Genomic DNA, 23,760 nt, shown 5'->3' with positions numbered 1-23,760 from the left:
GGCCCGTGGCGGTGACGGTGGCGGTGTGCAGCGGTTGCAGGTCGCGCACGAGTTGCCCTTCTTCTTCGTCCAGGGCGATCAGGTCGCCGCTGAGTTTGACGTGGGTGTTGCGCGCGCGCTCAACCACGTCGCCCGGGGCGCGCTGCGGGTTGGCCTGCAAGAACATCAGCAGCTGTTCCAGCTTGGCCTTTTCCTCGTTCATCTTCAGGCGCTTGCGCGTCAGCGCGGAACGCTTGATGTCGGCGTGCGGGTCCAGCCCGGCTTGTACCAGGGTGGGAATCCCGGACGGCGAGCCGATGGTGCCGGCGCGCACGGCGTTCAGCGCGCGGATCTGGCCGCCCGTGATGGCGCTTTGCTGCGTGTTGGGCGGCCCGACGTGTACGCTGCCGCCCGCTGCGATGCTGCTCTGGCGGATCTCGCGTTCCACTTCCACATCCTGTCCGGCGCTGATGATGGCGTTTTCAATGAACTTGGCGCGCAGCATGCCGCCACAGACGATGTGGGCGGTGCGCGCGGTGGCGGACGGGTCCTGCAAGGCTTCCGCCATGCCGATGATGCCGCCCTTGACCGTGACGCTGCCGCCGGCTTCCACCAGGGCCGCTTCGATGGTGCCGTTGACGACGACGTCGCCCGTCACGCGTACTTCCATCGTGGCGGCGATGTCGCCACGCACCTGCAACGAGCCTTCGAACGTGATGTTGCCGGTGGACAGGTTGACGGCGTCCACCTCGACCATCGGGTTCACCTGCACGCCGTGACTGATCAAGGTGGGCGTGCCGGCAATGGTGGCCCGCAGCAGCAGCGGGTCTTCGGGGTCGACCTCGACGCCGGACAGATCCCTGGAGAAAGGGGTGTCGGGCAGTTCGTCGGGCAGCACCGGTTCGCCCAGCACGTTGACGCCGTCCACGCCGGGCAATGGCGGAATGCGGCGCATCAAGGGCGTGCCGGGCGATACCAGCAACAAGCTGCCCAGGTCGCGGTAGTCCACCTGCGCCAGTTCGTCGATTTCCTGCGCGCGCGGTTTCAGGCGGTCCAGCAGGCTTTCAAAGCGCGTTGGGGTGCCGCGCGTGGGCGGCGTGCCCTGGGCAATGACCACCGTTTCGCGCGTGCCCTTTTCAACGGCCTCGGCCAGCGCCTGCTCCAGCACGCCGTGCACAATGCCGCGGTCGGCCACCGCCTGGCGCAGTGTGTCCAGCGTGACGGGCTGCCCGCCCTTGGGCGGGTGCAGCGTCAGCAACGCGGTCATGCGGGTGGGGTCCAGTTCCAGTTCGAACGCGCCGTCCACCACCATGCCCACGGGGAAGTGGACGGGCTCGGTGGCGGTGCGGCAGCGGTCGATGAAGGCCAGCACGGCGTGGTTGTCCAGCGCTTCGGCGCCCCAGCCGTTGGCGACGGCGGCGGCGGTCAGCGTGTCCCAGCTGGGGATGTCGGTATTGAAGGGCGGGGCGGGCTCGGCTTCGACGGCCAGGTCGGCGTCGGCCTGCTGCGCATCGCCGTCGCCGTCGGCGGAGTCGGAGCGGGAGCTGGAGCTGGAAACGGAATCGGAACCGGCGGACGGCGCCGCGCTGTCGGTGGGAGAGGGGTCCGGGCGTGGGGGCGGCGTATAGGTTGCCGTCAGGACGTTGGTGCTGGCTTCCAGCACCAGCTGGAGCGTGTTTTCTGCGTCCATCTTTGCCTCTCCGTGCCTGGCACGATCGGCCAGGTTCATTCATTTGGAAAATAATCGAAATATTACGACATATTGAGCGGCGCGTCCGCCGTATGTCCTAGGTATGTCCCCCAGGTTCCCAGCGGGCGCGCCTTCGGGCAAGGGACTAGGGCGTAGGGCCTAGCGACAAACCGGGTCGACGGCCGCAGCATAGGGGCTCGCCAACGCGTCTTCGGACGCCGCCGGAGCCCCAACCATGGACCCTCGACACCGACCCATTCCGCTGGCCTTCAACGCCTTTGTGGCACGTGCTGGCGGCATGGCGGTGCTGATGGTGATTGCGTTGGGCGCTCTGGCGCTGGCGCCCGCGCGGCCCGCCCAGGCGGCGGAGATCTACCGCTACAAGGACCCCTACGGCGTCTGGCGCGCCATGAAGGTGCCGACCGGCTACGCCAAGCATTACAAGCGGGCGCAGACGCGGGCGGCGTGGCGGGGCAATGGACTGAAGGTCTGTCTGGACTGTGCGCCGCAAGCCGGCGACGGCGCGCGGCTGGCGGCGCTGTCGCCGACGTCCCGCGCGCTGCGCTGGGGCGAGGCCAAGGTGCCCACCGCGCACGATGGCCTGATCGAACGGGCCGCCCAGGATTCGGGCGTGGACCGCGCCTTGCTGACGGCGGTGATCGCGATTGAATCGGGTTTTCGCAGCGATGCGCGTTCGCCCAAGGGCGCGCTGGGCTTGATGCAGCTGATGCCGGCGACGGCGGCGGCGGTGCTGGCGGTGGACGACATTGAGCGCGCGTTGGTGGACCCGGCAACGAATGTGCGGGCGGGTTCGCGACACCTGCGCCGCCTGATCGACCAATATCCCGGCCGGTTGGATCTGGCGCTGGCGGCGTATAACGCGGGGGAAGGGGCGGTGCGCAAATACGATGCGGTGCCGCCGTATGCCGAAACGCAGGCGTATGTGCGGGACGTGACCGCCCTGTACGAGCACTACAAAACGCCTTGAAAGAAACGGGCGGCAGGCTTGCCTCCCGACGCCCGTGCCGTCTGCATGCCTAGATGGCGGCGAAGACCTTTTCAGCGATATCCAGGGTGGACTGGATCACCGCGTCGTCGTGCGTGGCCGACACGAAGCCCGCTTCGAATGCCGACGGCGCGAAGTGCACGCCGTGATCCAGCATGGCGTGAAAGAAGCGGTTGAAGGCGGCGGTGTCGCATTGCGAGACTTCGGCGAACGACGTCGGGATCGTGTCGCTGAAGTAGATGCCGAACATGCCGCCCACCGAGTCAGCCGAAAACGGCAGGCCGGCGGCGCGGGCGCGCTCTTGCAGGCCCTGGGCCAGCTTGGCGGTTTGCGCGGACAGCTTGTCGTAGAAGCCGGGCGCGGCGATCAAGCGCAGCGTGGCCAGGCCGGCGGCCACGGCCACCGGGTTGCCCGACAGCGTGCCCGCCTGGTAGACGCCGCCCAGCGGTGCGATGTGCTTCATGACTTCGGCGCTGCCGCCGAAAGCGCCCACCGGCATGCCGCCGCCGATCACCTTGGCCAACGTGGTGATGTCCGGCTTGACGCCGGTCAGCCCCTGCACACCTTGCGGGCCCACGCGGAAACCGGTCATCACTTCGTCAAAAATCAGCAGCGCGCCGTGCTGGGTGCAAACTTCGCGCAGGCCTTCCAGGAAGCCCGGCGCGGGCTTGATCAGGTTCATGTTGCCGGCAACCGGCTCGACGATGATGCAGGCGATGTCCGCACCGTGCTGGGCGAAGGCTTCGCGCACGGCGTCCAGGTTGTTGTATTCCAGGGTCAGCGTGTGCGACACGAATTCCGGCGGCACCCCGGCCGAGCTGGGGTTGCCGAAGGTCAGCAGGCCCGAACCGGCCTTGACCAGCAGGCTGTCGGAATGGCCGTGATAGCAGCCTTCGAACTTCACGATCTTGGCGCGGCCGGTGGCGCCGCGCGCCAGCCGGATCGCCGTCATGGTGGCTTCGGTGCCCGAGCTGACCAGGCGCACCTGTTCCAGGGAGGGCAGGCGCGAAATCAGCACTTCGGCCAGGTCGATTTCGGCTTCGGTGGGGGCGCCGAACGACAAGCCGTTGACGGCGGCTTCCTGCACCGCGCGCACCACTTCAGGGTGCGAATGGCCCAGGATGGCGGGGCCCCACGAACCCACGTAATCGATGTACTGCTTGTCGTCCGCGTCCCACACGTACGGCCCTTGCGCGCGCTTGATGAAGCGCGGCGTGCCGCCCACGGAGCGGAAGGCGCGCACGGGCGAATTGACGCCGCCGGGAATGCTGCGGCAGGCGCGATCGAAAAGCTGTTCGTTACGGGACATGGCGTTCAAGGCTTGCGAAGAGGGTTGACGGAATAGGGCGCGGAGCAGGCCGCCGCGGCGGCTCGGATGCTGGGCGCTTCGAAAAGGGCGGTGATGACGGCGATGGCGTCGGCGCCGGCCTGGGCAACCAGCGGCGCGTTGCCTGGCGTGATGCCGCCGATGGCGACCACGGCGGGCCGGGGCGCATCGCGCTCATCGACCAGGCGGCGCGCTTCGGTCAGCACCGACAGCGGCGCGCGCACGGTGTCCGGCTTGACGGTGGACGCGAACATGGCGCCGAAGGCGATGTAGTCGGCGCCGGCGTCCAGCAGTTCGCGCGCGCGGGTCAGGTCGTCGTAGCTGGAGCCGCCCAGGATCAGGTCGGGGCCGGCTTCGGCACGGATATGCGCCAGGCTTTCGTCGTCGCGGCCCACGTGCGCGCCGTCGGCGCCCACGTCCAGCGCCAGGCGCCAGTCGTCGTTGATCAGGAACACCACGCCAAGCTCGCGGCACAGCGGCGCCAGGGCGCGCGCTTGCGCCGCGCGCACGGCATCAGGCACGTTCTTGCGGCGCAATTGCAGCGAACGCATGCCGCCTTCAGCGGCTTTGCGCACGGCTTGCAGCAGGCGGTCGGTGTCGTCCCATTCGGGCGTCACGCCATACAGGCCCGAAGGAAAGCGCAGGGGTTTCATTGCGGTTGGATCCGGTTGGGAATGCGCCGGCCCATGCCCGGCAGGAAGCTGGCGGCCACCGAGGCATCGGCATGCGCCAGGCCCTGGCGCACGGCTTCGGGCATGTCCAGCCCGCGCGCCAGCATGGCGGTGATGGCCGTGGCGGCCAGGCCGCCGGCGTCGCCGTTGCGGTCGGGCGGCGTCTGCCAGGGCCAGGTGTGGGTCTGGCCGCTGGGGCCGAGCAGCACGTTGGCAAAGTGCCCGGGCCGCTGCGGGCTGCCCAGCACCAGCACCCACTGCGCGCCGGCCGCCACCAGGGCGTGCATGGGCGAGGGGGCGTCCCCGATATCGATGTCGCCGTCGGCGTGCCACTGGGCCAGGCGCAGGTGCTCGATGACCAGCAGATTGGTTTGCGGCAGCACCAGTTCCAGCGTCGCGGCCAGCAGGTCGTCGGCGTCGTCTTCATCGGCCGCGTCGGCGGGCAGCGGGGCGCGCTGGCCCAGGTGCAGCACCAGCGGCACCTGGCTGTAGTCGGCCGCCACCTGCGCGGCCACGCTTGCCGTTTCCGCGGTGTATAGTCCGCCCACCTTGATGGCCTGCACGGACATATCTTCCAGCAGGCAGCGTGCCTGGTCGTCCAGCAGGTCGGGCGAAACGGGATGGATTTCTTCGATGCCGGCAGTGTCCTGCACGGTCAGCGCGGTCACGGCCGCCAGGCCATGACAGCCCAGGCGGGCGCAGGTAACGGCGTCCGCGGGCAGGCCGTCGGATCCCGAGGGATCAAACGGGCCGAAGACCAAAACGAGAGGGGGGGTAACGGGGGCCACGTGGACAGCGCTTGAGCTTTGAGCGGGGTACCCGGACTCATTTTGAGGTGAATCAGGGGAACCCCTATTGGGTTTCGGTAAGATTGTCCCCATTCTAATGGAAGCCCCCCACCTTTGCCCCACCACGGGGAACCGGGTCGGGATTTGATGTAAGAGAGAACTATGCGTACTTGGATGTGTCTGATTTGCGGCTGGGTCTATGACGAAGAGGCCGGCCTCCCCGACGAAGGTATCGCGCCCGGCACCCGCTGGGAAGACGTGCCGCCGAACTGGGTCTGTCCCGAATGCGGCGCCCGCAAAGAGGATTTCGAATTGATGGAAATCTGAACCCGACCCGCTGACCCATTCCGCCAGGGCTCGTAAGATGGGGCATCGCCCCATCCACCGCAACCGACGACGGTCTGCCGACAGGCAAGAAGGCCACACTGCCGTGTGCCACGTCGACGGTTCTTTCAGACTACCCAAAGGGGTTGCCATGACGGAAAAACACCACGAATCCGCCACCACGCAGGCGGCCAACTTTGCCAACCAGTTCCTGATCGCCATGCCCGGCATGGTCGAGGGCAGCCTGGCCGGCTCGGTCATCTACGTGTGCGAACACACCGAGCGCGGCGCGCTGGGGCTGGTCATCAACCGGCCTACCGACCTGACGCTGGGCACCTTGTTCGAGCGCATCGAACTGACGCTTGAAATCGGCCCCGTCAAAGACACGCTGGTTTATTTCGGCGGTCCGGTCCAGACCGACCGCGGCTTTGTGCTGCACGCGCCCGCGGGCGACTACAGTTCCAGCATCAAGATGGGCGCCATGGCGCTGACCACCTCGCGCGACGTGCTGCAAGCCGTGGCCGACGGCAACGGCCCCGAACGCATGCTGGTCACGCTGGGCTATGCCGGCTGGGGCGCGGGGCAGCTGGAAAGCGAGATGGGCCAGAACGCGTGGCTGAACGTGGGCGCCGACGATCACATCATCTTCGACGTACCCGCCGAAGACCGCTACCCGGCCGCGCTCAAGCTGCTGGGCATTGATCCGGTCATGCTGGCGGGCGATGCGGGCCATGCCTGAAGAAACCCTGCTTGGCTTTGACTTCGGCGAAAAAAAGATCGGCATCGCCATCGGCAACACGCTGACGCGGCAGGCGCGCCCGCTGGAAATCATCTTCAGTGAAATCCGCGATGCGCGCTTTGGCCGCATCGCGGCGTTGCTGCAGGAATGGCAGCCGCACCGCGTGGTGGTGGGGCTGGCGTTGGATGCCGATGGCGGCGAACAGCCCGCCACCGCGCGCTGCCGCCGCTTTGCCAATCAACTGCACGGCCGTTTTGGTATTGCCGTTGAACTGGTCGACGAACGCGGATCCAGCATGGAAGCGCAGCGGCTGCTGGGCACGCACGCCGCCGACGACGCGATGGCGGCGGCTGTTATCCTGCAACGATATCTGGATACCCTGCCAGCGCCGTGATACGCGCGGCCCGGCCTCTTTTATGCTCAATCCGCAACTTGATCGCCGGGGCGAACTCATTCATCTGCTGACAACGGAAGGGCTGCCCAAGCGCCACGTCCAGCGCTTGCTTGACGAGGCGCGCGGCTATGCCCGGGTGGCCGAGACGGCGCCGACGCTCTCCGCGCCTGACCCGGCCACGTCCGTCCCTGCCACACCCGTCCCTCCCACGCCCGACACGTCCGTCGCGCCATGCCCCGTGTTCCTGTCCCCGGGTGATGACCGCGAGGCGTACGCCGCCTGCGCGACGCGCCTGTCGCTGCTGCCCGTAGCGCTGGACGCGCAAGCCGTGGACGCGCACGCCGGCGACCCCCTGGCGCAGACCGTGGCCGGTTTGCAGCCGGGCGTGCTGGTATTGCGTCACGCGGCCAGTGGCGCGGCGCATTGTGCCGCCGCGCATGCCGCGCCGGGATTGCGCGTCCTGAATGCCGGCGACGGCACGCATGCCAACCCCTTGCCGGCCTTGGCGCTGGTGCAGGCGATGCTGAACGCGAAGTCGGACCTGACGAACCTGGCCGTGACGCTGGTGGGCGACGTGCGCCATTGCGGCGTGGCGCGTTCCGTCATCCACGCCATGACCACGCTGGGCGTGCCCGAAGTGCGCGTGGTGGCGCCGCGCACCTTGCTGCCGGAAGGCCTGCCGCAGTTGGGCGTGCGCGAATGCGGCAGCCTGTACGAAGGCTTGCTGGACGCCGACGTCATCATCGTCTTGCCGTTGAAGGTTGAGCAGATCAGCGGCGCGCTGCTGCCGTCCGCACGCGAATACGCACACGGCTATGGCCTGACGCCCGCCGCGCTTGCCGCCGCCAAACCGGATGCGCTGCTATTGCCCGTGGGCGCGTTGACGCCGGGCGTGGAGGTGGACGGTGACGTGGCCGCCGGCCTGGCGCCCGTGCAGGCGCAGTTGGCCGACCTGGAACAGCATCTGCTCCTGGCCGCCTTACGCCTGCTGGCCGGAGACGCGCCATGAGGCTGCATATCGCGAACGGCCGCTTGATCGATCCCGCCAATGCGGTGGACGGGCGGCATGATCTTTACCTTGCCGATGGCCATGTGGTCGCGGTGGACACCGCGCCCGACGGCTTTCACGCCGACCGCGTATTCGATGCGCAGGGCTTGGCCGTGTTGCCCGGGCTGGTCGACCTGTCGGCCCGCGTTGCACAGCCGGGCCACGCCACGGGCCTGGCCTTCGCGCCCGCCGAATTGCGCGCGGCATTGGCGGGCGGCGTGACGCGTCTGGTGATGCCGCCGGATGCCGACGCCGCGCCGGACGAACCGGGCAAGGTCGACGCGCTGATGCGCCAACAGGAAGCCGGCGAACCGCGCATCCACCCGCTGGGCGCGATGACGGTGGGGCTGGCGGGCCAGACGTTGACGGAAATGGGCTTGCTGGCGCAGGCGGGTTGCGTGGCTTTCGCACAGGGCGAACACGGCATCGCGGATACCCGGGTGCTGTGGGGCGCGATGCGTTATGCCAGCGGCCTGGGCCACACGCTGTGGCTACGCCCGCAAGACCCGTGGCTGGCGCCGGATGCCGTGGTGGCCAGCGGCGCCTATGCCGAACGGCTGGGGCTGGAAGGCCTGCCGCCGCAAGCGGAAACGATCGCGCTGAATACGATTTTTGAATTGCAACGGGCGACGGGCGCGCGCGTGCACCTGACGCGGCTGTCCACGGCGGCGGGGCTGGCGCTGCTGCGCGCGGCCAGGCGCGAGGGGCTGGCGGTGACGGCGGACGTGTCGGTTCACAACCTGCACCTGACCGACGTGGATATCGGTTTCTTCGACACGAACTACCACCTGCAACCACCGCTGCGCGGCCAGCGTGACCGCGACGCCATCCAGGCAGCGTTGGCCGAAGGCCTGGTTGCGGCGCTGTGTTCGGACCACGCGCCCGTCGACACATTGGGCAAGGCGGCGCCGTTTGCGTCGTCCACGCCCGGTGCAACGGCGTTGGAACTGCTGCTGTCCTTGACCTTGAAGTGGGCGCGCGACCATCGTGTGCCGCTGGCCGACGCGCTGGCGCGCGTCACGTCGGGCCCCGGCGCCGTGTTGAGCAACCTTGGCGCAACGCAGGCCGGGCAACTGGGCATCGGCGCACCCGCCGATGCCTGCGTGGTGGACCTGGACGCCGAATGGCTGGTGGCACCGTCGGCGCTGCAAAGCCGCAGCCCGCACACCCCGTTCGCGGGTATGATGCTGCCCGGTCGGGTACGCGCCACCGTGGTCGGTGGCCAGCTGGCCTGGGAGACTTCAGTTTGAAGCTGCTGCGCTTTGTCCTACGGCTGGCCCTGGTGCTGCCGCTGATTGTCTATGGCCTGTTTTGCGTTGGCCTTGTCTACCCCTTCATCCGCCCTGCAACGCGCGCCTGGCTGAACCGTTCATGGTCCCGCGCGTTGATGGCCGTATGCGGCCTGAAGGTTAGCTTCAAGGGCGATCCCCGCATGACCGGGCCCGTGCTGCTGGTGGCCAACCATGTGTCGTGGATCGATATCTTCGTGCTCAATTCCGCGCGCCCCACCTCGTTCGTCGCCAAAAGCGAGATCCGCAAATGGCCGGTGATCGGTTGGCTGGTGGCGGGCGCCGGCACCTTGTTCATCGAACGGGGCCAGCGGCACGCGGTGCATGCCATGGGCGAGGCCATGCAGGCGCGTTTCAAGCTGGGCGATGCGGTGGGGCTGTTTCCCGAAGGCACCACGACCGAAGGCTTCGACCTGCTTGGGTTTCATGCCAGCCTGTTCGAACCGGCGCGTTCGGCGGCCGTTGAAATTCAGCCGGTGGCGCTGCGCTTCTTGCGGCACGGCAAGCGCGACGGCTTTGCCGCCTTTGTCGGCGAAGAAAGCCTGGTGGCCAATCTGTGGCGCGTGTTGGGCGCAACGGGGCTGGCCGTTGAAGTGGTGTTTCTGCCGCCCCTGGCGGCGCGGCATCCGGACGGCAGCCTGCCCACGCGGCTGGAGCTGTCGCATCAGGCCCGCGACGCAATCCTGCGCGTGTTGTAACGCCCGCGCTAGACCCGCCGGCGCGCTTCAGATGCCGCCGGAAAACTCGCAGCAACTCTCGGCCAGCTCGGCCACGCTTTCACAAAAGGCCACGTCCGCATCGCGCCGGAACATCGCGCTGTAGACCGATTGCGGCGGCGCGGTGCTGGTGCGCGCGATCACCAGCTGCTTCTTGCTGACCATGTCCGCAAAGTAATCGCGCGGCAGGCAGCTGACGCCAAAGCCGGCGGCCGTCAGCCCGGCCATTGCGATCAGGCTGTTGATCGTGAAGATGTTGCTGTCCGGCGTGTGCGGCCGCAGCCACCCGTCATAGATCATGTTCAAGCCCGATTCGCGGCTTTGCCGCAGCAGCGGCAGGCGCGCGATGTCGGCGGGCGTGTAGACGCGGCTGGCGTCGATCAGGTCGGGGCTGCCCATCCATGCGAATTCCAGTCGCTGTAGCGCGACCACCTGCAAGTTGGGTTCCGCGAATTCGCCATGCAGGAACGCCATGTCCAGCTGCCCGGCCTGCAAGCGCTTGAGCAGGTCGGCGCCCAGGTCGATGTGCGGCTCAAGCGTGATGCGCGGATAGTGCGCGCGCAGCAGGCGGATCAGCGCGGGCAGCCACGTCATCGCCGTGATCTCGGTGATGCCGAAGCGGAAGGTGCCCGTCAGTGTGTGCTGACCTTTCAAGCGCACCAGCAAGCGGTCGCGATGCCCCAGCATGTCTTCGGCCAGCGCATAGACTTCGTGCCCGCGCGCCGTCAGTTCCGCGCGGTGGCCCGAACGGTCGAACAGCGCCACGTCGAAGTCCGCCTCCAGTTCCTGGATGCGCTTGGTGATGGCCGATTGCGTGGTGTGCAGCTTTTGCGCCGACGCCGAAAACGTGCCCAGTCGCACGGTCCAGTACAGCGCCTCGATCTGCTTGAATGTCAGCATGTCGCGCCCCGTGCAAGGGTGATGTTCATTCCGAAATTTCCGCCTAGGGCTAACCCGTATATTCCAAAAAGAGATAAAGCTCGTGGAAATTTAATCCCTTTTTCTGAAAACGAAAAGCTCGCAACATGCGATCTGAACCCACCCCGGCCGCCCGGCATCCCGAAGCCTTACACGCTTGCCACCGGCGGCTTTCGATAGAGGACGTTGCAGATCGTCATGGCCCAGATTCTTACCGGCGCACGCCAATTGCCGGCTTCCCCCGTTGCTCCCGCCGCCATACTCCAAGCCCTGGCCGGCATCGTCACGCCGCACCTTAGCGACAACCTGGCGCGCCGCGAAGGTATCTCGGGCCTGCACCGCTACAACCGCGGCGGCAAGCTGGTCGGCACTGCCCTGACCGTCAAGACCCGCCCCGGCGACAACCTGATGATCTACAAGGCCATGATGCAGATCCAGCCCGGCCACGTGCTGGTGGTGGACGCGGGCGGCGACTTGTCCAACGCCGTGTTGGGCGAAATCATGAAGCGCTATCTGCAAGTGCACGGCTGCGTCGGCGTGGTGGTGGACGGCGCGATCCGCGACGTGGCCGCCTTCGAGGCCGACAGCTTCCCCTGCTATGCGCGCGGCCACATCCATCGTGGCCCGTACAAGGACGGCCCCGGCGAAGTCAACGTGCCCGTGTCGATCGGCGGCCAGGTCATCCAACCCGGAGACATCCTGGTGGGTGACGAAGACGGCCTGGTCAGCTTTCCCGCGTCCGACGCGCAAAGCCTGATCGAGGCCGCTCACGCGCATGCCGCCAAGGAAGAACGCATCATGGCCGAGATTGCCAAGGGCGATAAGACGCAAAGCTGGATGCAGGCCGCGTTTGCCGCCAAGGGGCTGGCATGAGCGCCGCCGACACCGCCTTCCTGGCTGACCGCGCCCTGGCCATCAAGCCGTCGCCCAGCATGGCCGCCAAGACACGCGTGGACCAGCTGCGCGCGCAAGGCCGCGACATTGTGGACTTCACTGTTGGCGAACCCGACCTGCCCACCCCCGGGCACATCGTGCAGGCCGGCATCGACGCGCTGAACAGCGGCGACATCCGCTACACCGCATCCGTCGGCGCCAAGCCGCTGCTGGAAGCGGTGCGCGCCAAGTTCCAGCGCGAGAACGGCCTGGACTACGGCCTGGACGAACTGATCGTGGGCGTGGGCGCCAAGCAGCTGATCTTCACGGCGCTGGCCGCTTCCGTGCAGGCCGGCGACGAAGTCATCATCCCCGCGCCGTACTGGGTGTCGTACCCGGACATGGTGCTGGTCAACGATGGCAAGCCGGTGGTGGTTGCCTGCCCCGAAGCCGACGGCTTCAAGCTGACGCCGCAAGCGCTGGAACAGGCCATCACGCCGCGTACGAAATGGCTGCTGCTGAACACCCCCGGCAACCCCACCGGCGCGATGTATGGCGAAGCGGAGCTGCAAGCGCTGGGCGAGGTGCTGGCGCGCCATCCCCAGGTGTGGTTGCTGACCGATGAAATCTACGAACACCTGGCGTACGGCGATGCGCGCCATGCCTCGCCGGCGGCCGTGGTGCCGGCGCTGGCGGGCCGCACGCTGACGATCAATGGCGTGTCCAAGGCCTATGCGATGACGGGCTGGCGCCTGGGGTACGCGGGCGGTCCCAAGCCGCTGATCCGCGCCATGGCCACGCTGATCTCGCAAAGCACCAGCTGCGTCAGCGCCATCAGCCAGGCCGCCGCGCGCGTGGCCCTGACCGCCGACCAGCGCTGCGTGGGCGATGCCGCCGCCATCTTCCATGCGCGCCGCGACCGCATCGTGGCCTTGCTCAACGCCGTGCCGGGTCTACGTTGCCCGCAACCGCAGGGCGCGTTCTACGTGTATCCGTCGGTTCAAGGCTTGCTGGGCAAGCGCACGCCGGCCGGCCGCATGCTGCAAAGCGACCTGGACGTGGTGATGTACCTGCTGGATGACGCGGGTGTCGCGGTGCTGGACGGCGCGGCCTATGGCTTGTCGCCGTACTTGCGCCTGAGCTTTGCCACGTCGATGGAAAACATCGAAGAAGGATGCCGCCGCATCGCCCAGGCTTGCGCGGCGCTGGATTGACCTACATACCGATACTCAAGGGGAATAATCATGAAGACCACCATCGCCAGCATTCTTGCCGCCGTCGGCGTTGCCGCCACGCTGGCGCCCGCCGCGCACGCGGACACGTTGCAGGACATCAAGGCGCGCGGCAAGTTCATCTGCGGCACCATGGGCACCGCCGAGCCCTTCAGCTTCCAGGACCCCAAAACCCGCGCCGTGGTCGGCTATGAAGTGGACATGTGCCAGGCCGTGGCCGACAGCCTGGGCGTACCGCTGGAGCTCAAGCTGATCGCCGTCGAGGCCCGCATCCCCGAACTGATCGCCGGCCGCGTGGACGTGGTGGCCGCCAACCTGGGCTGGAGCCCCGAACGCGCGCAGCAGATCGATTATTCGCACCAGCATTTCGTCAGCCTGCAAAAGATCCTGGCCCGCGATGCCGAGAAAGACCTGAAGGCGCCCGCCGATCTGGCCGGCAAGCGCGTCAGCGCCGTGCGCGGCTCGTCGTCCGAGCAAGGCGCGCGCAAGAACATCCCCAACGTAGACCCCGTGACGTTCAAGGACCCCAGCGGCGCGTTCCTGGCCTTGCAGCAAGGCAAGGTCAGCGGCTTTGTCGGGTCAGAGCTGATGCTGGTCAAGCTTCAGCATCAGGCGGCCACCAGCGCGGTGCCCGTCAAGATCCTGGAACCGGCGCTATTCGTCGAGCCCTGGGGCATGGGCGTGCGCAAGGGCGACACGGCAATGCTGAACCAGGTGAACAAGGTGCTGGACGGCATGGAGGCATCGGGCCAGGCCGGTAAGGTGTTCGACAAGTGGTTTGGCGCCGGTACGCAATTCAACATGAAGCGCGACTTCCGCATCGAAGCCATCAAGGGTTGACGCGCGGCGCGCGCTGGAGCCTGTCTCGATGCATTACGTCTTCGACTTCAACGCCATTTTCCAGGGCGAGTATCCGACGTGGCTGTTCAGGGGGTTCGTGACCACCCTGGCGCTGGCGGGGCTGTCCTGGGTCCTGGCGTTCTGCGTGGGCAGCCTGTTGGCGGTGATCCGCCTGACGGGCTCGCCCGTGGCCAACGCGGTGATCGCCACCTATGTGGCGTTTCACCGCAATGTGCCCATGCTGGTGCACATTCTTTTCTGGTACTTCGGCGTGCCGGCGCTGTTGCCGCAAGGGGTAAGCGACTGGCTCAACAGCCACGGCAGTGAATTCATCATGTCGTGCATCGCCATCGCGCTGGTGATGTCGGCCTACATCTGTGAAGACCTGCGCAGCGCCGTGCGCGGCATTGCGCCGGGGCAGGTCGAGGCCGCACGGGCGCTGGGCCTGGGCTTTCTGCGCACCATGCGCTGCGTGGTGCTGCCGCAGGCGTTTCGCATCGCCATCCCGCCGCTGCTGAACCAGACGCTGCTGCTGTTAAAGAACACCAGCCTGGCAATGGCGATCGGGGTGACGGAGCTGACGGCGGCCGGGCGCGAAATCGAGAACTACACCTTTCGTACGTTCGAGGCCTATGCGGTGGTGACGGTGATTTATCTGGTGCTGTCGTTCCTCATCATGGGTGGCGGCGCGATCTTGCAACGACGGTATCGTCCGCTGGGGGCGCGCTGATATGTGGGACATCCTGAAAGACAACTGGTTGCTGCTGCTGATCGGGCAGTATCCGCACGGCCCGGTGGGCGGCCTGGTGGCTACGCTGGGCCTGGCGGCAATCAGCCTGGCGTTGGCGCTGCCCTGCGGCGTGCTGCTGGCGCTGGGGCGGATCAGCCCTTACCGGATCTTCTATTGGCCGTCGTCGGCCGTGGTGTACCTGGTGCGCGGGCTGCCGCTGCTGATGTTCATTTTCTGGGCGTACTTTTTCGTGCCGCTCATCATCGGCCGCCCCGTGGCGGGCACGACCACGATGGTGGTTGCGCTGGTGTGCTACGAAAGCGCTTACCTGGCCGAGATCATCCGCGCCGGCATCCAGGCGTTGCCGCCCGGCCAGCAAGAGGCCAGCCGGGCGTTGGGCCTGTCGTATATGCAGACGATGCGGCGCGTGATCCTGCCGCAGGCGCTCTACAACATGCTGCCCAGCATGCTGAGCCAGTTCGTCTCGACGGTAAAGGAAACGTCGCTGGCCTACGTGATCAGCGTGCAGGAGCTGACCTACGCCGCCAACCAGATCAACAGCGTCTTGCTGACCAAGCCGTTTGAAGTGTTCGGCTTGCTGGCGATGACCTATTTTGTTTTGAATTTTGGCCTGAGTTCATTGGTGCACCTGACCGAACGACGTATCGGCAGACGGCGCGCCGGGCTGGGGGCCGCCCCTAAAGTGGTGCCGACATGATCCGATTTACACAAGTGCAGAAGTGGTATGGCGATTATCAGGCGCTGGCCGACGTGACCGAAGAGGTCAGGCAGGGCGAAGTTGTCGTGGTGTGCGGGCCGTCGGGGTCGGGCAAATCCACCTTGATCCGCACCATCAACCGGCTGGAACCCATCCAGAAGGGCCTCATTGAAGTGAACGGCCAGGACATCTACGGGCCGAAGGTGCACCTGGATCAGCTGCGCAGCCACATCGGCTTCGTGTTCCAGCAATTCAACCTGTTCCCGCATCTGTCCGTGCTTGAAAACCTGATGCTGGCGCCGCTGCAATTGAAACGCGCGCGGCGTCCCGAGGCGCGCGAGCGGGCGCTGCAATTGCTGGAACGCGTGGGCCTGTCTCACAAGGCGGATGCGTATCCCGCCCAGTTGTCCGGTGGTCAGCAGCAACGCGTGGCGATTGCGCGCGCCCTGGCGATGAACCCGCCCGTGATGCTGTTTGACGAGCCGACCAGTGCGCTGGACCCCGAGATGGTGGGCGAGGTGCTACAGGTGATGAAGGGCCTGGCCAAGGACGGGATGACGATGGTGTGCGTAACGCACGAAATGGGTTTCGCGCGTGAAGTCGCGGATCGGGTGTGGTTCATGGACGCGGGGCGCATCGTGGAAACGGGCACGCCCGACGCGTTCTTTAACCGGCCGGCAACGGTGCGGGCGCAAAAGTTCCTGGCCGAAATCCGTCACTAGCGCGCGGCGGCGTCAGTCCGAATGCGGGTCCTGGAATTGCGAGCACTTCACCTGGACCAGCTTGCGGTCTTGCAAGCGCAAGGCCGTCAGCGCACCGCCCCAGACGCAGCCCGTGTCCAGGCAGATCACGTCGGGGCGCTGTAGCAGCCCCAGCGTGGACCAGTGCCCGAAGACCGTGGTGATGTCGCGCGTGGCGCGGTTGGGCACGTCGAACCAAGGCACCAGGTTGGGCGGCCACGCGCCGGGCGCGACCTTGGTGGCAAATTCCATGTGGCCATTGGGCGTGCACAGGCGGATACGCGTCAGCGCGTTGATGATGACCCGCATCCGCTTGCCGCCCTTGTGGTCTTCTTTCCACGTGGCCGGTTCGTTGCCGTACATTTTTTGCAGCGCCTTGTGCCAGTTCGGGCCGCGCAGCGCGTCCTGCACTTCGCCGGCCAGCGAAAGCGTCTTGGCCACGTCCCACTTGGCCAGCGTACCGGCGTGCACCAGCAGATGGCCTTGTTCAAAGTGGGCCAGCGGACGAAAGCGCAGCCAGTTGATCAGTTCGGCGGCGTCGGGCGCGCGCAGGATCGGATCCAGCGTGTCGGACTTGGACGGCTTGCGCACGCCCGCGGCGGCGGCCAGCAGGTGCAGGTCATGGTTGCCCAGGACCGAGGTCGCGCGCTCGCCCAGGTCGATGATGCGGCGCAGGGTTTCCAGCGATTGCGGCCCCCGGTTGACCAGGTCGCCCGCGAACCAGAAGCGCGAACGGGGGTCTCCGACCAGGGCGGGATGGGCCAGCAAGCGGTCCAGCGGCGAGCAGCACCCCTGCACGTCGCCGATCATCCAGATACTGCCGTTCATGCGGGACTCTTGCTCCAGGGCCAGCGTTGTTGGACCACGCGCGTGATGGTGTGGCGGTATTCCATGTAGCTCATCGCGCCCAAGGCCAGCGCCATGGCCCCGATGTTCGGACCCAGCGCCGTCAGCCAAGACGGCCATTTGCCCAACATGCCGACGTTAAGCGCCAGCTGGTTCAGCATGAAGAAGCCCACGCCCAGCAGGATGCCGATAAACACCTTGGCGCCGACGCCGCCACGGCGGGTCTGCATCAGGCCGATCGGTGCGGCAATGGTGATCATCACCAGCAGCGTGAACGGATACGCCAGTTTGCGCCACAGCGCCACCACCTGTCGACCATATTGCAGCTGGTTGTCGCGCAGGTACTGCACGTAGTCCAGCAGGGTGACGATGGACATGCGTTCAGGTGTCAGTACGCGGGCCAGCAGGCGCTCGGCGCTAAGCGTGGTGTCCACCGTGCGCTCGGGCACCTTCGCGACCGAGGCGGGCGGGTTCTTGGGCTGGCGCGCGTTGGCCAGCGCTTCGGCCGCGTCGTCATCCAGGCGGGTTTCCGAGACGTCTTTCAGCACCAGGTCGCCATGCGCGAACAGGCCGGTGGGCGCCGTGGACAGCACGGTCAGCGTCTGGTCTTTCTTGAATTCGTAAAGGGTGATGCCGGCCACCTGGCCGTCGCCTTTGAGTTCGGCGATGTTGATGATGCGCATGCCGCCGTTGGCGGTGGGTTCCTTGAACCAGTAGCCGCTTTTCAGGCGGTCTCCGCCGGCCTTGCCGCGAAACATCAGGTTGGCTTCGCCGCTTTTGATTTCAGCCCAGGGCGTGACGTATTCGGACAGCAGGGCGGCGCCGATCATCAGCGGGATGGTCACCACCCACAGCATGCGCAACAGCCGCATGCCGCTGACGCCAGAGACGCGCAGGATGACCAGTTCGTTGCGCTGGGCCAGCCCGGCCAGCGCCAGGATCGCGCCGATCAACAGGCCAATGGGCAAGAGATCATACAGACGGGTGGGAATGGCCAGCGCCTGCATGTAGAGCAGGGCCATCATGGAGAACTTGTCGCCCACGTTGTCCAGGTCGTCTACCAGCGCGAAGAATGTGAAAAGGCCGAGCAAGGCCATAAGGACCACTGCACAAGAGCGATAGATTTCGCGGGCCAGGTAGCGACGGGCGGTACGCATGAAAATGTGGGGAAGCGCTAAACGTGAAAGCTTAACAAATCCCACCGCCCAGGGTGCGAAGAGTGCGGTGCGGGCGGCGGGTTCGGGATGTCAGGGCGTGTAAGAAAGTGCCGGGGGCATCTTGGGGAAGGCACGGCGGATCAGGGGATGTCCACCATCTGCATCCGGCGCGTCAGCACGCCCACGCGGGAATTGAGGTAATTGGAGTTGCGCCGGGTGTCGTAGAAGCGGGGGTTGGGCAGCATGGCGGCCAGCCGCGCGGACTGGCTTGCGCTGAGGTTGGCCGCCGACGTATTGAAATAGTGCTGCGCGGCGGCTTGCGCGCCAAACACGCCCACGCCCCATTCCGCCACGTTCAGATACAGCTCAAGAATGCGTTCCTTGCTCATGACGTGTTCGATCATGTAGGCCAGCACCAGTTCCTGCCCCTTGCGGATGTAACTGCGCGAGCTGGACAGGAACATGTTCTTGGCCAGTTGCTGCGTAATGGTCGAGCCGCCCCGCATCTTGCTGCGGCCGGCTTCTTCCTGGCGCTGGTTGTATTCCCAGGCCTTGCGAATGGCGTCCCATTCGATACCGTCGTGTTCGGTGAACTTGGAATCCTCGGACGCCACCACCGCGCGCTTGAGGTTGCGGCTGATCTTGTCGTAGGGCACCCATTCGTATTTCAGCTGGAAGGCGGGGTTGCCTTCGCGCAGGCGCGAGCGTTCTTCGCGCATGATCGCGCTGCTGCCGGGGTCGCGGTAGTTGTACCAGACCACCTGTGAGAACAGCCAGAATTGGTACAACAGCACCGCGCACACCAGCGCCATCAGCACGCCGGTGATGATCCGGAACCAGGATCGGCCCTGCTTGCGCGTCGCCATGCCGCTTAGTGTCCGGCCACCAGGGCCTCGCGCAGCGCGGCCAGCACCGGCGCCGGGTCGGGGCGCACGCCATGCCAGATCAGAAAGCTCTCGGCGGCCTGGCCCACCAGCATGCCCAGGCCGTCTGCCGTCAAGCTGGCCCCGTCGGCCTCGGCCTGCTTCATGAAGGCGGTGGGCTTGGCGCCGTACATCATGTCGTAGGCGGCGGCGCCCGGCGCGTACAACCCGGGCGGCAAGTCCGGCGCGGCATCCTGCAAGCCGCTGGCCGTGGCGTTGATGACGAGGTTCCAGCCGCCGGGCCGCGCGGCGTCGGCCAGGCCGCCCGCCGTGACGTGGGTGGCGGGCGACACGCCGGTGGCGCGCCAGGCATCGGCCAGTTCCAGCGCCTTGGACGCGGTGCGGTTCACGATATGGATGCGCGCGCAGCCGGCTTGCGCCAGCGGTTGCAGCACGCCGCGCGCCGCGCCGCCCGCGCCTACCATCAGCACGGCGGCATCGGTCAGCCGCAGGCCCAGGCGTTGCAGGTCCGACACCAGGCCCACGCCATCGGTATTGCAGCCGTGCCAGGCGCCATCGCGCCAGGACAAGGTGTTGACGGCGCCGGCCAGGCGCGCGCGGGCGGACAGGTGGCCCGCCGCCAGCGCGTACGCATCCAGCTTGAAGGGCACCGTGACGTTCAGGCCCAGCCCGCCCTCTGCCACGAATGCGGCCACCGCGTCGCCAAAGCCATCAACCGGCGCCAGCAGGCGCTCGTAGCGCAGCGGCTTGCCGGTCTGCTGGGAAAACATGGCGTGGATCTGGGGCGAGCGGCTGTGCGCGACGGGGTTGCCGATGACGGCGTAGCGGGCATGAGGGGTCGCCTCGGTCATGGGGCTTGGGTTTCCAGGGTGTCGTTGACGAAATGCCACGTGCGGGTGATGACCAGCACGTCGGTATCGCGCGCGATATCGGGGGGGAAGGGCGGAAAGGGCGCGGCCAGCTGGACGATGCGGCGGGCCGCCTGATTCAGTACGGCGTGCGGGGACGGCTGGTCGATTTCCACATTGGCGATGCTGCCGTCGGCGCGCACCGACACGGTGATGCGCAACGATCCGTAGATACGTCCGCGCGCTTCGTCCGGGTAATGCTGGGTGCCGACGGTTTCAATGCGGGCGCGCCACGCGTCCAGGTAGGCGGCGTAGCGCGAGGCTTCGGCGGACGGCGCCACGAATTGCTTGCGGGGTTCGTTGCTGTATTGCTGGACGCGGGCAGCCAGCGCGGCAACCTGGGCGTTCTGGATCACGCTGGCCTGGTCCTCGGCGTCCTTGCCCTGGTCGGCGCCGTCGGGCCACGGGTTGACGGCCTGGCGTTCGGCGCCGGCCTGTTGCGCCGAGCGCAATTGGGTCATCAAGCGGGTCTGTTCGGCTTCCAGCTGCACCTGGCGGCGGCGCATGGCTTCCAGCACGATGGTCTCGGCGGCGGCACCGGTCTGGGGGAGTGGCGTGGTGGTCATGCCTTGTTCGGCATTGCCTCCACCCGTCATCTGGTTCTGTGCCTGGGCGCGCGGCGCCTCGGGCGGCGTTTCGCTGCGGGCGTTCAGCAGCACCACTTCCAGGCTGGTTACGGGCGGCCGGGTAAGCGCGGGCACGCCGAAGCGCCACGCCAGGGCGCCGGCGTGCACCAACAGCGATATTGCAATGCCGATGCGCAGGTAATGCTGGGCGGGAGCGCCCAGCCACCGCAGATAACGGCCTAGCGGGGAGGAGGAATCAGGGCGTGGCACGGACGCATTGTAAGGCGAGTCCGCGCCGCCCGGACAGGCCGGCCAACGGCTTGTAACAGCTATTGGACGGCATGCCGGAAAGGCGGGTGGGCGGCCGGCGCCCACGCCGCCCCGGTCGGATCAGGCCTGCTTGCGGGGGAACACCCACACCTTGCTGGCCGGCAGGGCCAGGCGGCTGGGACCGGGTTCGCGGCCTTCGGGACCATAGGCGCGCAGGGCCAGCGTGTTGGCCGGGTCGGCGTCGGGCGTGCGGAACAGGTATTCCCAACGGTCGCCCAGGTACATGCTGGTCAACAGCGGCATGTCGATGTGGTTGCCGTCGGGGTCGTCCGCCAGGCGCACTTGTTCGACCCGGATCACGGCGGTGCCGTCCTGGCCGGCCGACACGCCTTCGCCCGCCTTGCCCCACAGCGCCCAGCCACGGCCCTCGATGCGCGCACGGCCGTCGCGCACTTCAGTGACCTTGCCTTCCAGCCGGTTGTTGCTGCCCATGAATTCCGCCGTGAACAGCGTGGACGGCGAGCCGTACATTTCCTGCGGCGTGCCTTGCTGTTCGATCTTGCCGTTGTTCAGCAGCAGGATGCGGTCTGAGATGGCCATGGCTTCGCTCTGGTCATGCGTCACCATCAGGGCCGACAGCCCCAGGCGGATGATCAGTTCGCGCAGGAAGGCGCGGGCTTCTTCGCGCAGCTTGGCGTCCAGGTTGGACAGAGGCTCGTCCAGCAGGATGACGGGCGGGCTGTACACCAGCGCCCGGCCGATGGCCACACGCTGTTGCTGGCCGCCGGACAGCGCGTGCGGATGGCGCTGGCCCAGCTTGCCCAGGCCCAGCTGGTCCAGCACGGCCTGCACGCGTTCGCGCACTTCGGCCGACGGCACCTTGCGCAACTTCAGCGGGTAGGCCACGTTTTCAAACACGGTCTTGTGCGGCCACAGCGCGTAGGACTGGAACACCAGCCCCAGGTTGCGCTCTTCGGCCGGAATTTCTTTGCGCGCGCCGCCGTCATAGACGATGCGGTCGCCGATGGTGATGCGGCCGCGCTTGGGGCCCTCCAGCCCGGCCACGGCGCGCAGCAGCGTGGTCTTGCCGCTACCCGAGGGGCCCAGCAGCGACACCACTTCGCCCTGGCGCAATTGCATCGACACGCCCTTCAGCACGGGGTTGTCGCCGTAATCCAGGTGCAGGTCTTCTACAGAAAGCTCAATCATGAAGTTTGACTCCGAATCGCAGGGCGATGCCCAGGCCGATCACGACCAGAACGATATTGATGAAGGAAAGCGCGGCCACGATGTCGATGGCGCCCGAGGCCCACAGCGACACCAGCATGGAACCGATGGTTTCCGTGCCGGGCGACAGCAGGTAGACGCCGGTGGAGTATTCGCGCTCGAAGATCAGGAACATCAGCAGCCACGAACCGATCAGGCCGTACTTGGCCAGCGGTACCGTGACGTGGCGCGTGACCTGACCACGGCGCGCCCCGGCGCTGCGGGCGGCCTCTTCCAGTTCGGGGCCCACTTGCAGCAGGGTCGATGAAATCAAGCGCAGCCCGTAAGCCATCCACACCACCGTGTAGGCCAGCCACACGCTGAAGATGGTGCTGCGCATGGCGCGCAGCCATTCAATGAAGTTCTCGCGCAGCCATTCGGCGAACGGCAGCGCCGACAGCCAGCCGTTTTCGTCCACGTCCAGGGCGTTGTCCAGCCACATCGGCACAAACAGGAACACCCACAGGAAGGCCAGGCCGGCCAGCAGGCCGGGCACGGCGCGCGGCACCAGCACGCTGTAGTCCATGAAGCGCGTCACGTTGTCGGGCTTGCGGTGCATGGCCAGGCCCACGAACATGTAGCACATCACCGCCAGCGCGCCGCCGAATACGCCGATAGCCACCGAGTTCACAATCGCGCGGATCAGGTTGGGCTGCGCGAATACCGTACGGAAGGCGTCCAGCGACAGCACGTCGAACAGTGACACGCCCATGCCCCAGTTGGACACGAACGCGCGCAGCAGCACGCCCAGCAGCGGCACCACGATGGTGACCGCCAGCCAGAACGCCACGACCGCGCCCGCCGCCCAGCGCCACTTGCCCAGCGGCAGCGGGCGGGCGCGCGAGGCCTTGCCCTTGACGGTGACGAAGCGGTTCGCGGTGCGCATCAAACGGCGTTGCAGCATCACCAGCGGGATCGTCATGCAGATCAGGATCACGGCCACGGCCGCCATCAGGTGATACGACGGAATGCCCAGCTTGTTGGTCAGCTTGTACAGGTACGTGGCCAGCACCAGGTTGCCTTCCGGATCACCCAGCACCAGCACCAGGCCGAACACTTCCAGGCCCAGGAAGAACAGCAGCACGGTCGCGTACAACATGGCCGGGCGCACCATCGGCAGGCTGACCGACACCATCACGCGCAGCGGCGACGCCCCGGCCACGCGTGCGGCTTCTTCCACATCGGACCCCATGCTGCGCAGCGCCGACGAGATGTACAGGTACGCGTGCGGCACGTGCGTCAGGCCGGCGATGATGACGATGCTGGTCAGCGAATAGACGTTCCAGGGCACGAAGCCCAGGATGTTCTGCGCCCAGATCGAGAAAAAGCCCACCGGGCCGGCGGCCACGACGTAGCCAAAGCCCAGCACCATGGGTGACACGAACACCGGCACCAGGATCAGCGGTTCGATCCAGCGGCGGCCGGGCAGGTCGGTGCGGATCATCAGGAAGGCCAACATGCCGCCCAGCGGGATGGCGATGATGGCCAGCCCGAAGGCCAGGATGAAGCCGCTTTTCAGCGCCTTGTAGAAATCCGGGTCCGCGAAGATGAAGCGGAACGCGTCCAGGCTGAAGACCTTGGACGGGGCAAAGAAGGGCGCGGATAGAAAGCTCTGGATGATGATGAACGACAGCGGCACGTAGATAGCCAGCGCTGTCATCAACACCACCACGCCGCGCGGCAGGGACTGCCATTTTCTGCGCAATGACTGCATGGGGAAATCCTGTGTTCAAAGTGACGCGACGGTCGCGCCGCCCGGGTAGGGGCAGGCCCGCCCGGGGGGCGGTCAAGCGGGCGGCAGGCCGCCGTCCGTTACGCGTATGGGGCGCCGGGGCGGGCGC

25 protein-coding genes are annotated in these 23,760 nt (G+C 66.9%); 13 read left to right on the top strand and 12 right to left on the bottom strand.

What is annotated here, in order from left to right; genetic code table 11:
* A partial coding sequence (locus tag ACNPP0_RS08255; RefSeq protein WP_448705592.1) for a flagellar assembly protein A occupies positions 1 to 1,669 on the bottom strand: 1,669 nt, incomplete at its 3' end.
* Positions 1,670 to 1,904: 235 nt separating this feature from the next.
* Between ACNPP0_RS08255 and ACNPP0_RS08250 the strand changes: the two genes are divergently transcribed.
* Positions 1,905 to 2,657 carry a lytic transglycosylase domain-containing protein gene (locus ACNPP0_RS08250; RefSeq protein ID WP_448705591.1) on the top strand — a complete coding sequence of 251 codons (753 nt, stop codon included), beginning with the start codon at positions 1,905 to 1,907 and terminating at the stop codon, positions 2,655 to 2,657.
* Between the two features lie 49 nt (positions 2,658 to 2,706).
* Here the strand turns inward: ACNPP0_RS08250 and hemL are convergent, their stop codons facing one another.
* The 3 genes from hemL to ACNPP0_RS08235 are packed head-to-tail and all read right to left on the bottom strand — an operon-like array spanning position 2,707 to position 5,461.
* Positions 2,707 to 3,984, bottom strand: coding sequence for a glutamate-1-semialdehyde 2,1-aminomutase (gene hemL, locus ACNPP0_RS08245; RefSeq protein WP_332612280.1), 1,278 nt, complete (start codon positions 3,982 to 3,984; stop codon positions 2,707 to 2,709).
* A 5-nt stretch (positions 3,985 to 3,989) separates the two neighbouring features.
* Complete coding sequence (gene thiE, locus ACNPP0_RS08240) at positions 3,990 to 4,655, bottom strand: thiamine phosphate synthase (RefSeq protein ID WP_448705590.1); 666 nt, start codon at positions 4,653 to 4,655, stop codon at positions 3,990 to 3,992.
* Entirely contained in the window at positions 4,652 to 5,461 is an 810-nt protein-coding gene (locus ACNPP0_RS08235; RefSeq protein ID WP_104145197.1) for a hydroxymethylpyrimidine/phosphomethylpyrimidine kinase, read from the bottom strand. The genes thiE and ACNPP0_RS08235 overlap by 4 nt, the downstream gene beginning before the upstream one ends.
* A gap of 162 nt (positions 5,462 to 5,623) precedes the next feature.
* Here ACNPP0_RS08235 and ACNPP0_RS08230 point away from each other — a divergent pair, with 162 nt between their 5' ends.
* The 6 genes from ACNPP0_RS08230 (at position 5,624) to ACNPP0_RS08205 (ending at position 9,953) form a co-directional block, all read left to right on the top strand.
* Complete coding sequence (locus ACNPP0_RS08230) at positions 5,624 to 5,788, top strand: rubredoxin (protein WP_003814980.1); 165 nt, start codon at positions 5,624 to 5,626, stop codon at positions 5,786 to 5,788.
* A 148-nt stretch (positions 5,789 to 5,936) separates the two neighbouring features.
* Entirely contained in the window at positions 5,937 to 6,524 is a 588-nt protein-coding gene (locus tag ACNPP0_RS08225) for a YqgE/AlgH family protein (RefSeq protein ID WP_046806555.1), read from the top strand.
* Positions 6,517 to 6,918, top strand: coding sequence for a Holliday junction resolvase RuvX (gene ruvX, locus ACNPP0_RS08220; RefSeq protein ID WP_046806574.1), 402 nt, complete (start codon positions 6,517 to 6,519; stop codon positions 6,916 to 6,918). The genes ACNPP0_RS08225 and ruvX overlap by 8 nt, the downstream gene beginning before the upstream one ends.
* Before the next feature lie 22 nt (positions 6,919 to 6,940).
* The gene (locus ACNPP0_RS08215; RefSeq protein WP_448705589.1) at positions 6,941 to 7,927 is read left to right on the top strand and encodes an aspartate carbamoyltransferase; all 987 of its coding nucleotides are present in this window, start codon (positions 6,941 to 6,943) and stop codon (positions 7,925 to 7,927) included.
* Positions 7,924 to 9,216 carry a dihydroorotase gene (locus tag ACNPP0_RS08210; RefSeq protein ID WP_332612275.1) on the top strand — a complete coding sequence of 431 codons (1,293 nt, stop codon included), beginning with the start codon at positions 7,924 to 7,926 and terminating at the stop codon, positions 9,214 to 9,216. The genes ACNPP0_RS08215 and ACNPP0_RS08210 overlap by 4 nt, the downstream gene beginning before the upstream one ends.
* Positions 9,213 to 9,953, top strand: coding sequence for a lysophospholipid acyltransferase family protein (locus tag ACNPP0_RS08205; RefSeq protein WP_448705588.1), 741 nt, complete (start codon positions 9,213 to 9,215; stop codon positions 9,951 to 9,953). Before ACNPP0_RS08210 ends, ACNPP0_RS08205 begins: the two co-directional genes overlap by 4 nt.
* A gap of 27 nt (positions 9,954 to 9,980) precedes the next feature.
* Here ACNPP0_RS08205 and ACNPP0_RS08200 read toward each other — a convergent pair whose 3' ends face one another.
* Complete coding sequence (locus ACNPP0_RS08200) at positions 9,981 to 10,871, bottom strand: LysR family transcriptional regulator (RefSeq protein WP_332612273.1); 891 nt, start codon at positions 10,869 to 10,871, stop codon at positions 9,981 to 9,983.
* 216 nt (positions 10,872 to 11,087) lie between these two features.
* On the opposite strand from ACNPP0_RS08200, the gene ACNPP0_RS08195 reads away from it, so the two are divergent.
* Genes ACNPP0_RS08195 through ACNPP0_RS08170 form a run of 6 tightly spaced genes read left to right on the top strand, consistent with a single transcriptional unit; the run spans position 11,088 to position 16,004 of the window.
* On the top strand, positions 11,088 to 11,762 hold the full coding sequence (locus ACNPP0_RS08195; RefSeq protein WP_332612272.1) for an RraA family protein: 675 nt from the start codon (positions 11,088 to 11,090) through the stop codon (positions 11,760 to 11,762).
* Positions 11,759 to 12,976 (top strand): aminotransferase class I/II-fold pyridoxal phosphate-dependent enzyme, encoded by a 1,218-nt coding sequence (locus ACNPP0_RS08190; protein WP_448705587.1) that lies wholly within the window; start codon positions 11,759 to 11,761, stop codon positions 12,974 to 12,976. Before ACNPP0_RS08195 ends, ACNPP0_RS08190 begins: the two co-directional genes overlap by 4 nt.
* 30 nt (positions 12,977 to 13,006) lie before the next feature.
* Complete coding sequence (locus tag ACNPP0_RS08185) at positions 13,007 to 13,834, top strand: ABC transporter substrate-binding protein (RefSeq protein WP_448705586.1); 828 nt, start codon at positions 13,007 to 13,009, stop codon at positions 13,832 to 13,834.
* A 28-nt stretch (positions 13,835 to 13,862) separates the two neighbouring features.
* Positions 13,863 to 14,564, top strand: coding sequence for an amino acid ABC transporter permease (locus tag ACNPP0_RS08180; RefSeq protein WP_448705585.1), 702 nt, complete (start codon positions 13,863 to 13,865; stop codon positions 14,562 to 14,564).
* A gap of 1 nt (position 14,565) precedes the next feature.
* Positions 14,566 to 15,282: an amino acid ABC transporter permease gene (locus ACNPP0_RS08175; RefSeq protein ID WP_046806546.1), complete on the top strand. Its 717-nt coding sequence runs from the start codon at positions 14,566 to 14,568 to the stop codon at positions 15,280 to 15,282.
* Positions 15,279 to 16,004: an amino acid ABC transporter ATP-binding protein gene (locus ACNPP0_RS08170; RefSeq protein WP_448705584.1), complete on the top strand. Its 726-nt coding sequence runs from the start codon at positions 15,279 to 15,281 to the stop codon at positions 16,002 to 16,004. The genes ACNPP0_RS08175 and ACNPP0_RS08170 overlap by 4 nt, the downstream gene beginning before the upstream one ends.
* A 12-nt stretch (positions 16,005 to 16,016) precedes the next feature.
* On the opposite strand, the gene ACNPP0_RS08165 is transcribed toward ACNPP0_RS08170, so the two are convergent.
* From ACNPP0_RS08165 to ACNPP0_RS08135, 7 genes are all read right to left on the bottom strand, one after another.
* The gene (locus tag ACNPP0_RS08165; RefSeq protein ID WP_448705583.1) at positions 16,017 to 16,850 is read right to left on the bottom strand and encodes a symmetrical bis(5'-nucleosyl)-tetraphosphatase; all 834 of its coding nucleotides are present in this window, start codon (positions 16,848 to 16,850) and stop codon (positions 16,017 to 16,019) included.
* The gene (gene lptG, locus ACNPP0_RS08160) at positions 16,847 to 18,025 is read right to left on the bottom strand and encodes an LPS export ABC transporter permease LptG (RefSeq protein ID WP_104145191.1); all 1,179 of its coding nucleotides are present in this window, start codon (positions 18,023 to 18,025) and stop codon (positions 16,847 to 16,849) included. Before lptG ends, ACNPP0_RS08165 begins: the two co-directional genes overlap by 4 nt.
* 140 nt (positions 18,026 to 18,165) lie before the next feature.
* Positions 18,166 to 18,891, bottom strand: coding sequence for a monofunctional biosynthetic peptidoglycan transglycosylase (mtgA, locus tag ACNPP0_RS08155; RefSeq protein WP_046806542.1), 726 nt, complete (start codon positions 18,889 to 18,891; stop codon positions 18,166 to 18,168).
* A gap of 5 nt (positions 18,892 to 18,896) precedes the next feature.
* On the bottom strand, positions 18,897 to 19,760 hold the full coding sequence (gene aroE, locus ACNPP0_RS08150; RefSeq protein ID WP_448705582.1) for a shikimate dehydrogenase: 864 nt from the start codon (positions 19,758 to 19,760) through the stop codon (positions 18,897 to 18,899).
* Entirely contained in the window at positions 19,757 to 20,653 is an 897-nt protein-coding gene (locus ACNPP0_RS08145; RefSeq protein ID WP_332612263.1) for a TonB family protein, read from the bottom strand. The genes aroE and ACNPP0_RS08145 overlap by 4 nt, the downstream gene beginning before the upstream one ends.
* A gap of 120 nt (positions 20,654 to 20,773) precedes the next feature.
* On the bottom strand, positions 20,774 to 21,862 hold the full coding sequence (locus ACNPP0_RS08140; protein ID WP_046806539.1) for an ABC transporter ATP-binding protein: 1,089 nt from the start codon (positions 21,860 to 21,862) through the stop codon (positions 20,774 to 20,776).
* A complete protein-coding gene (locus ACNPP0_RS08135) occupies positions 21,855 to 23,633 on the bottom strand; it encodes an ABC transporter permease (RefSeq protein WP_332612260.1) in 1,779 nt (592 codons plus the stop codon). Before ACNPP0_RS08135 ends, ACNPP0_RS08140 begins: the two co-directional genes overlap by 8 nt.
* Between the last annotated feature and the right edge of the window lie 127 nt (positions 23,634 to 23,760).

This window comes from Achromobacter semiaridum, assembly GCF_053543755.1.
Note: the sequence above shows the minus strand (reverse complement) of the source record. Positions and strands in the feature narration are given on the sequence as shown.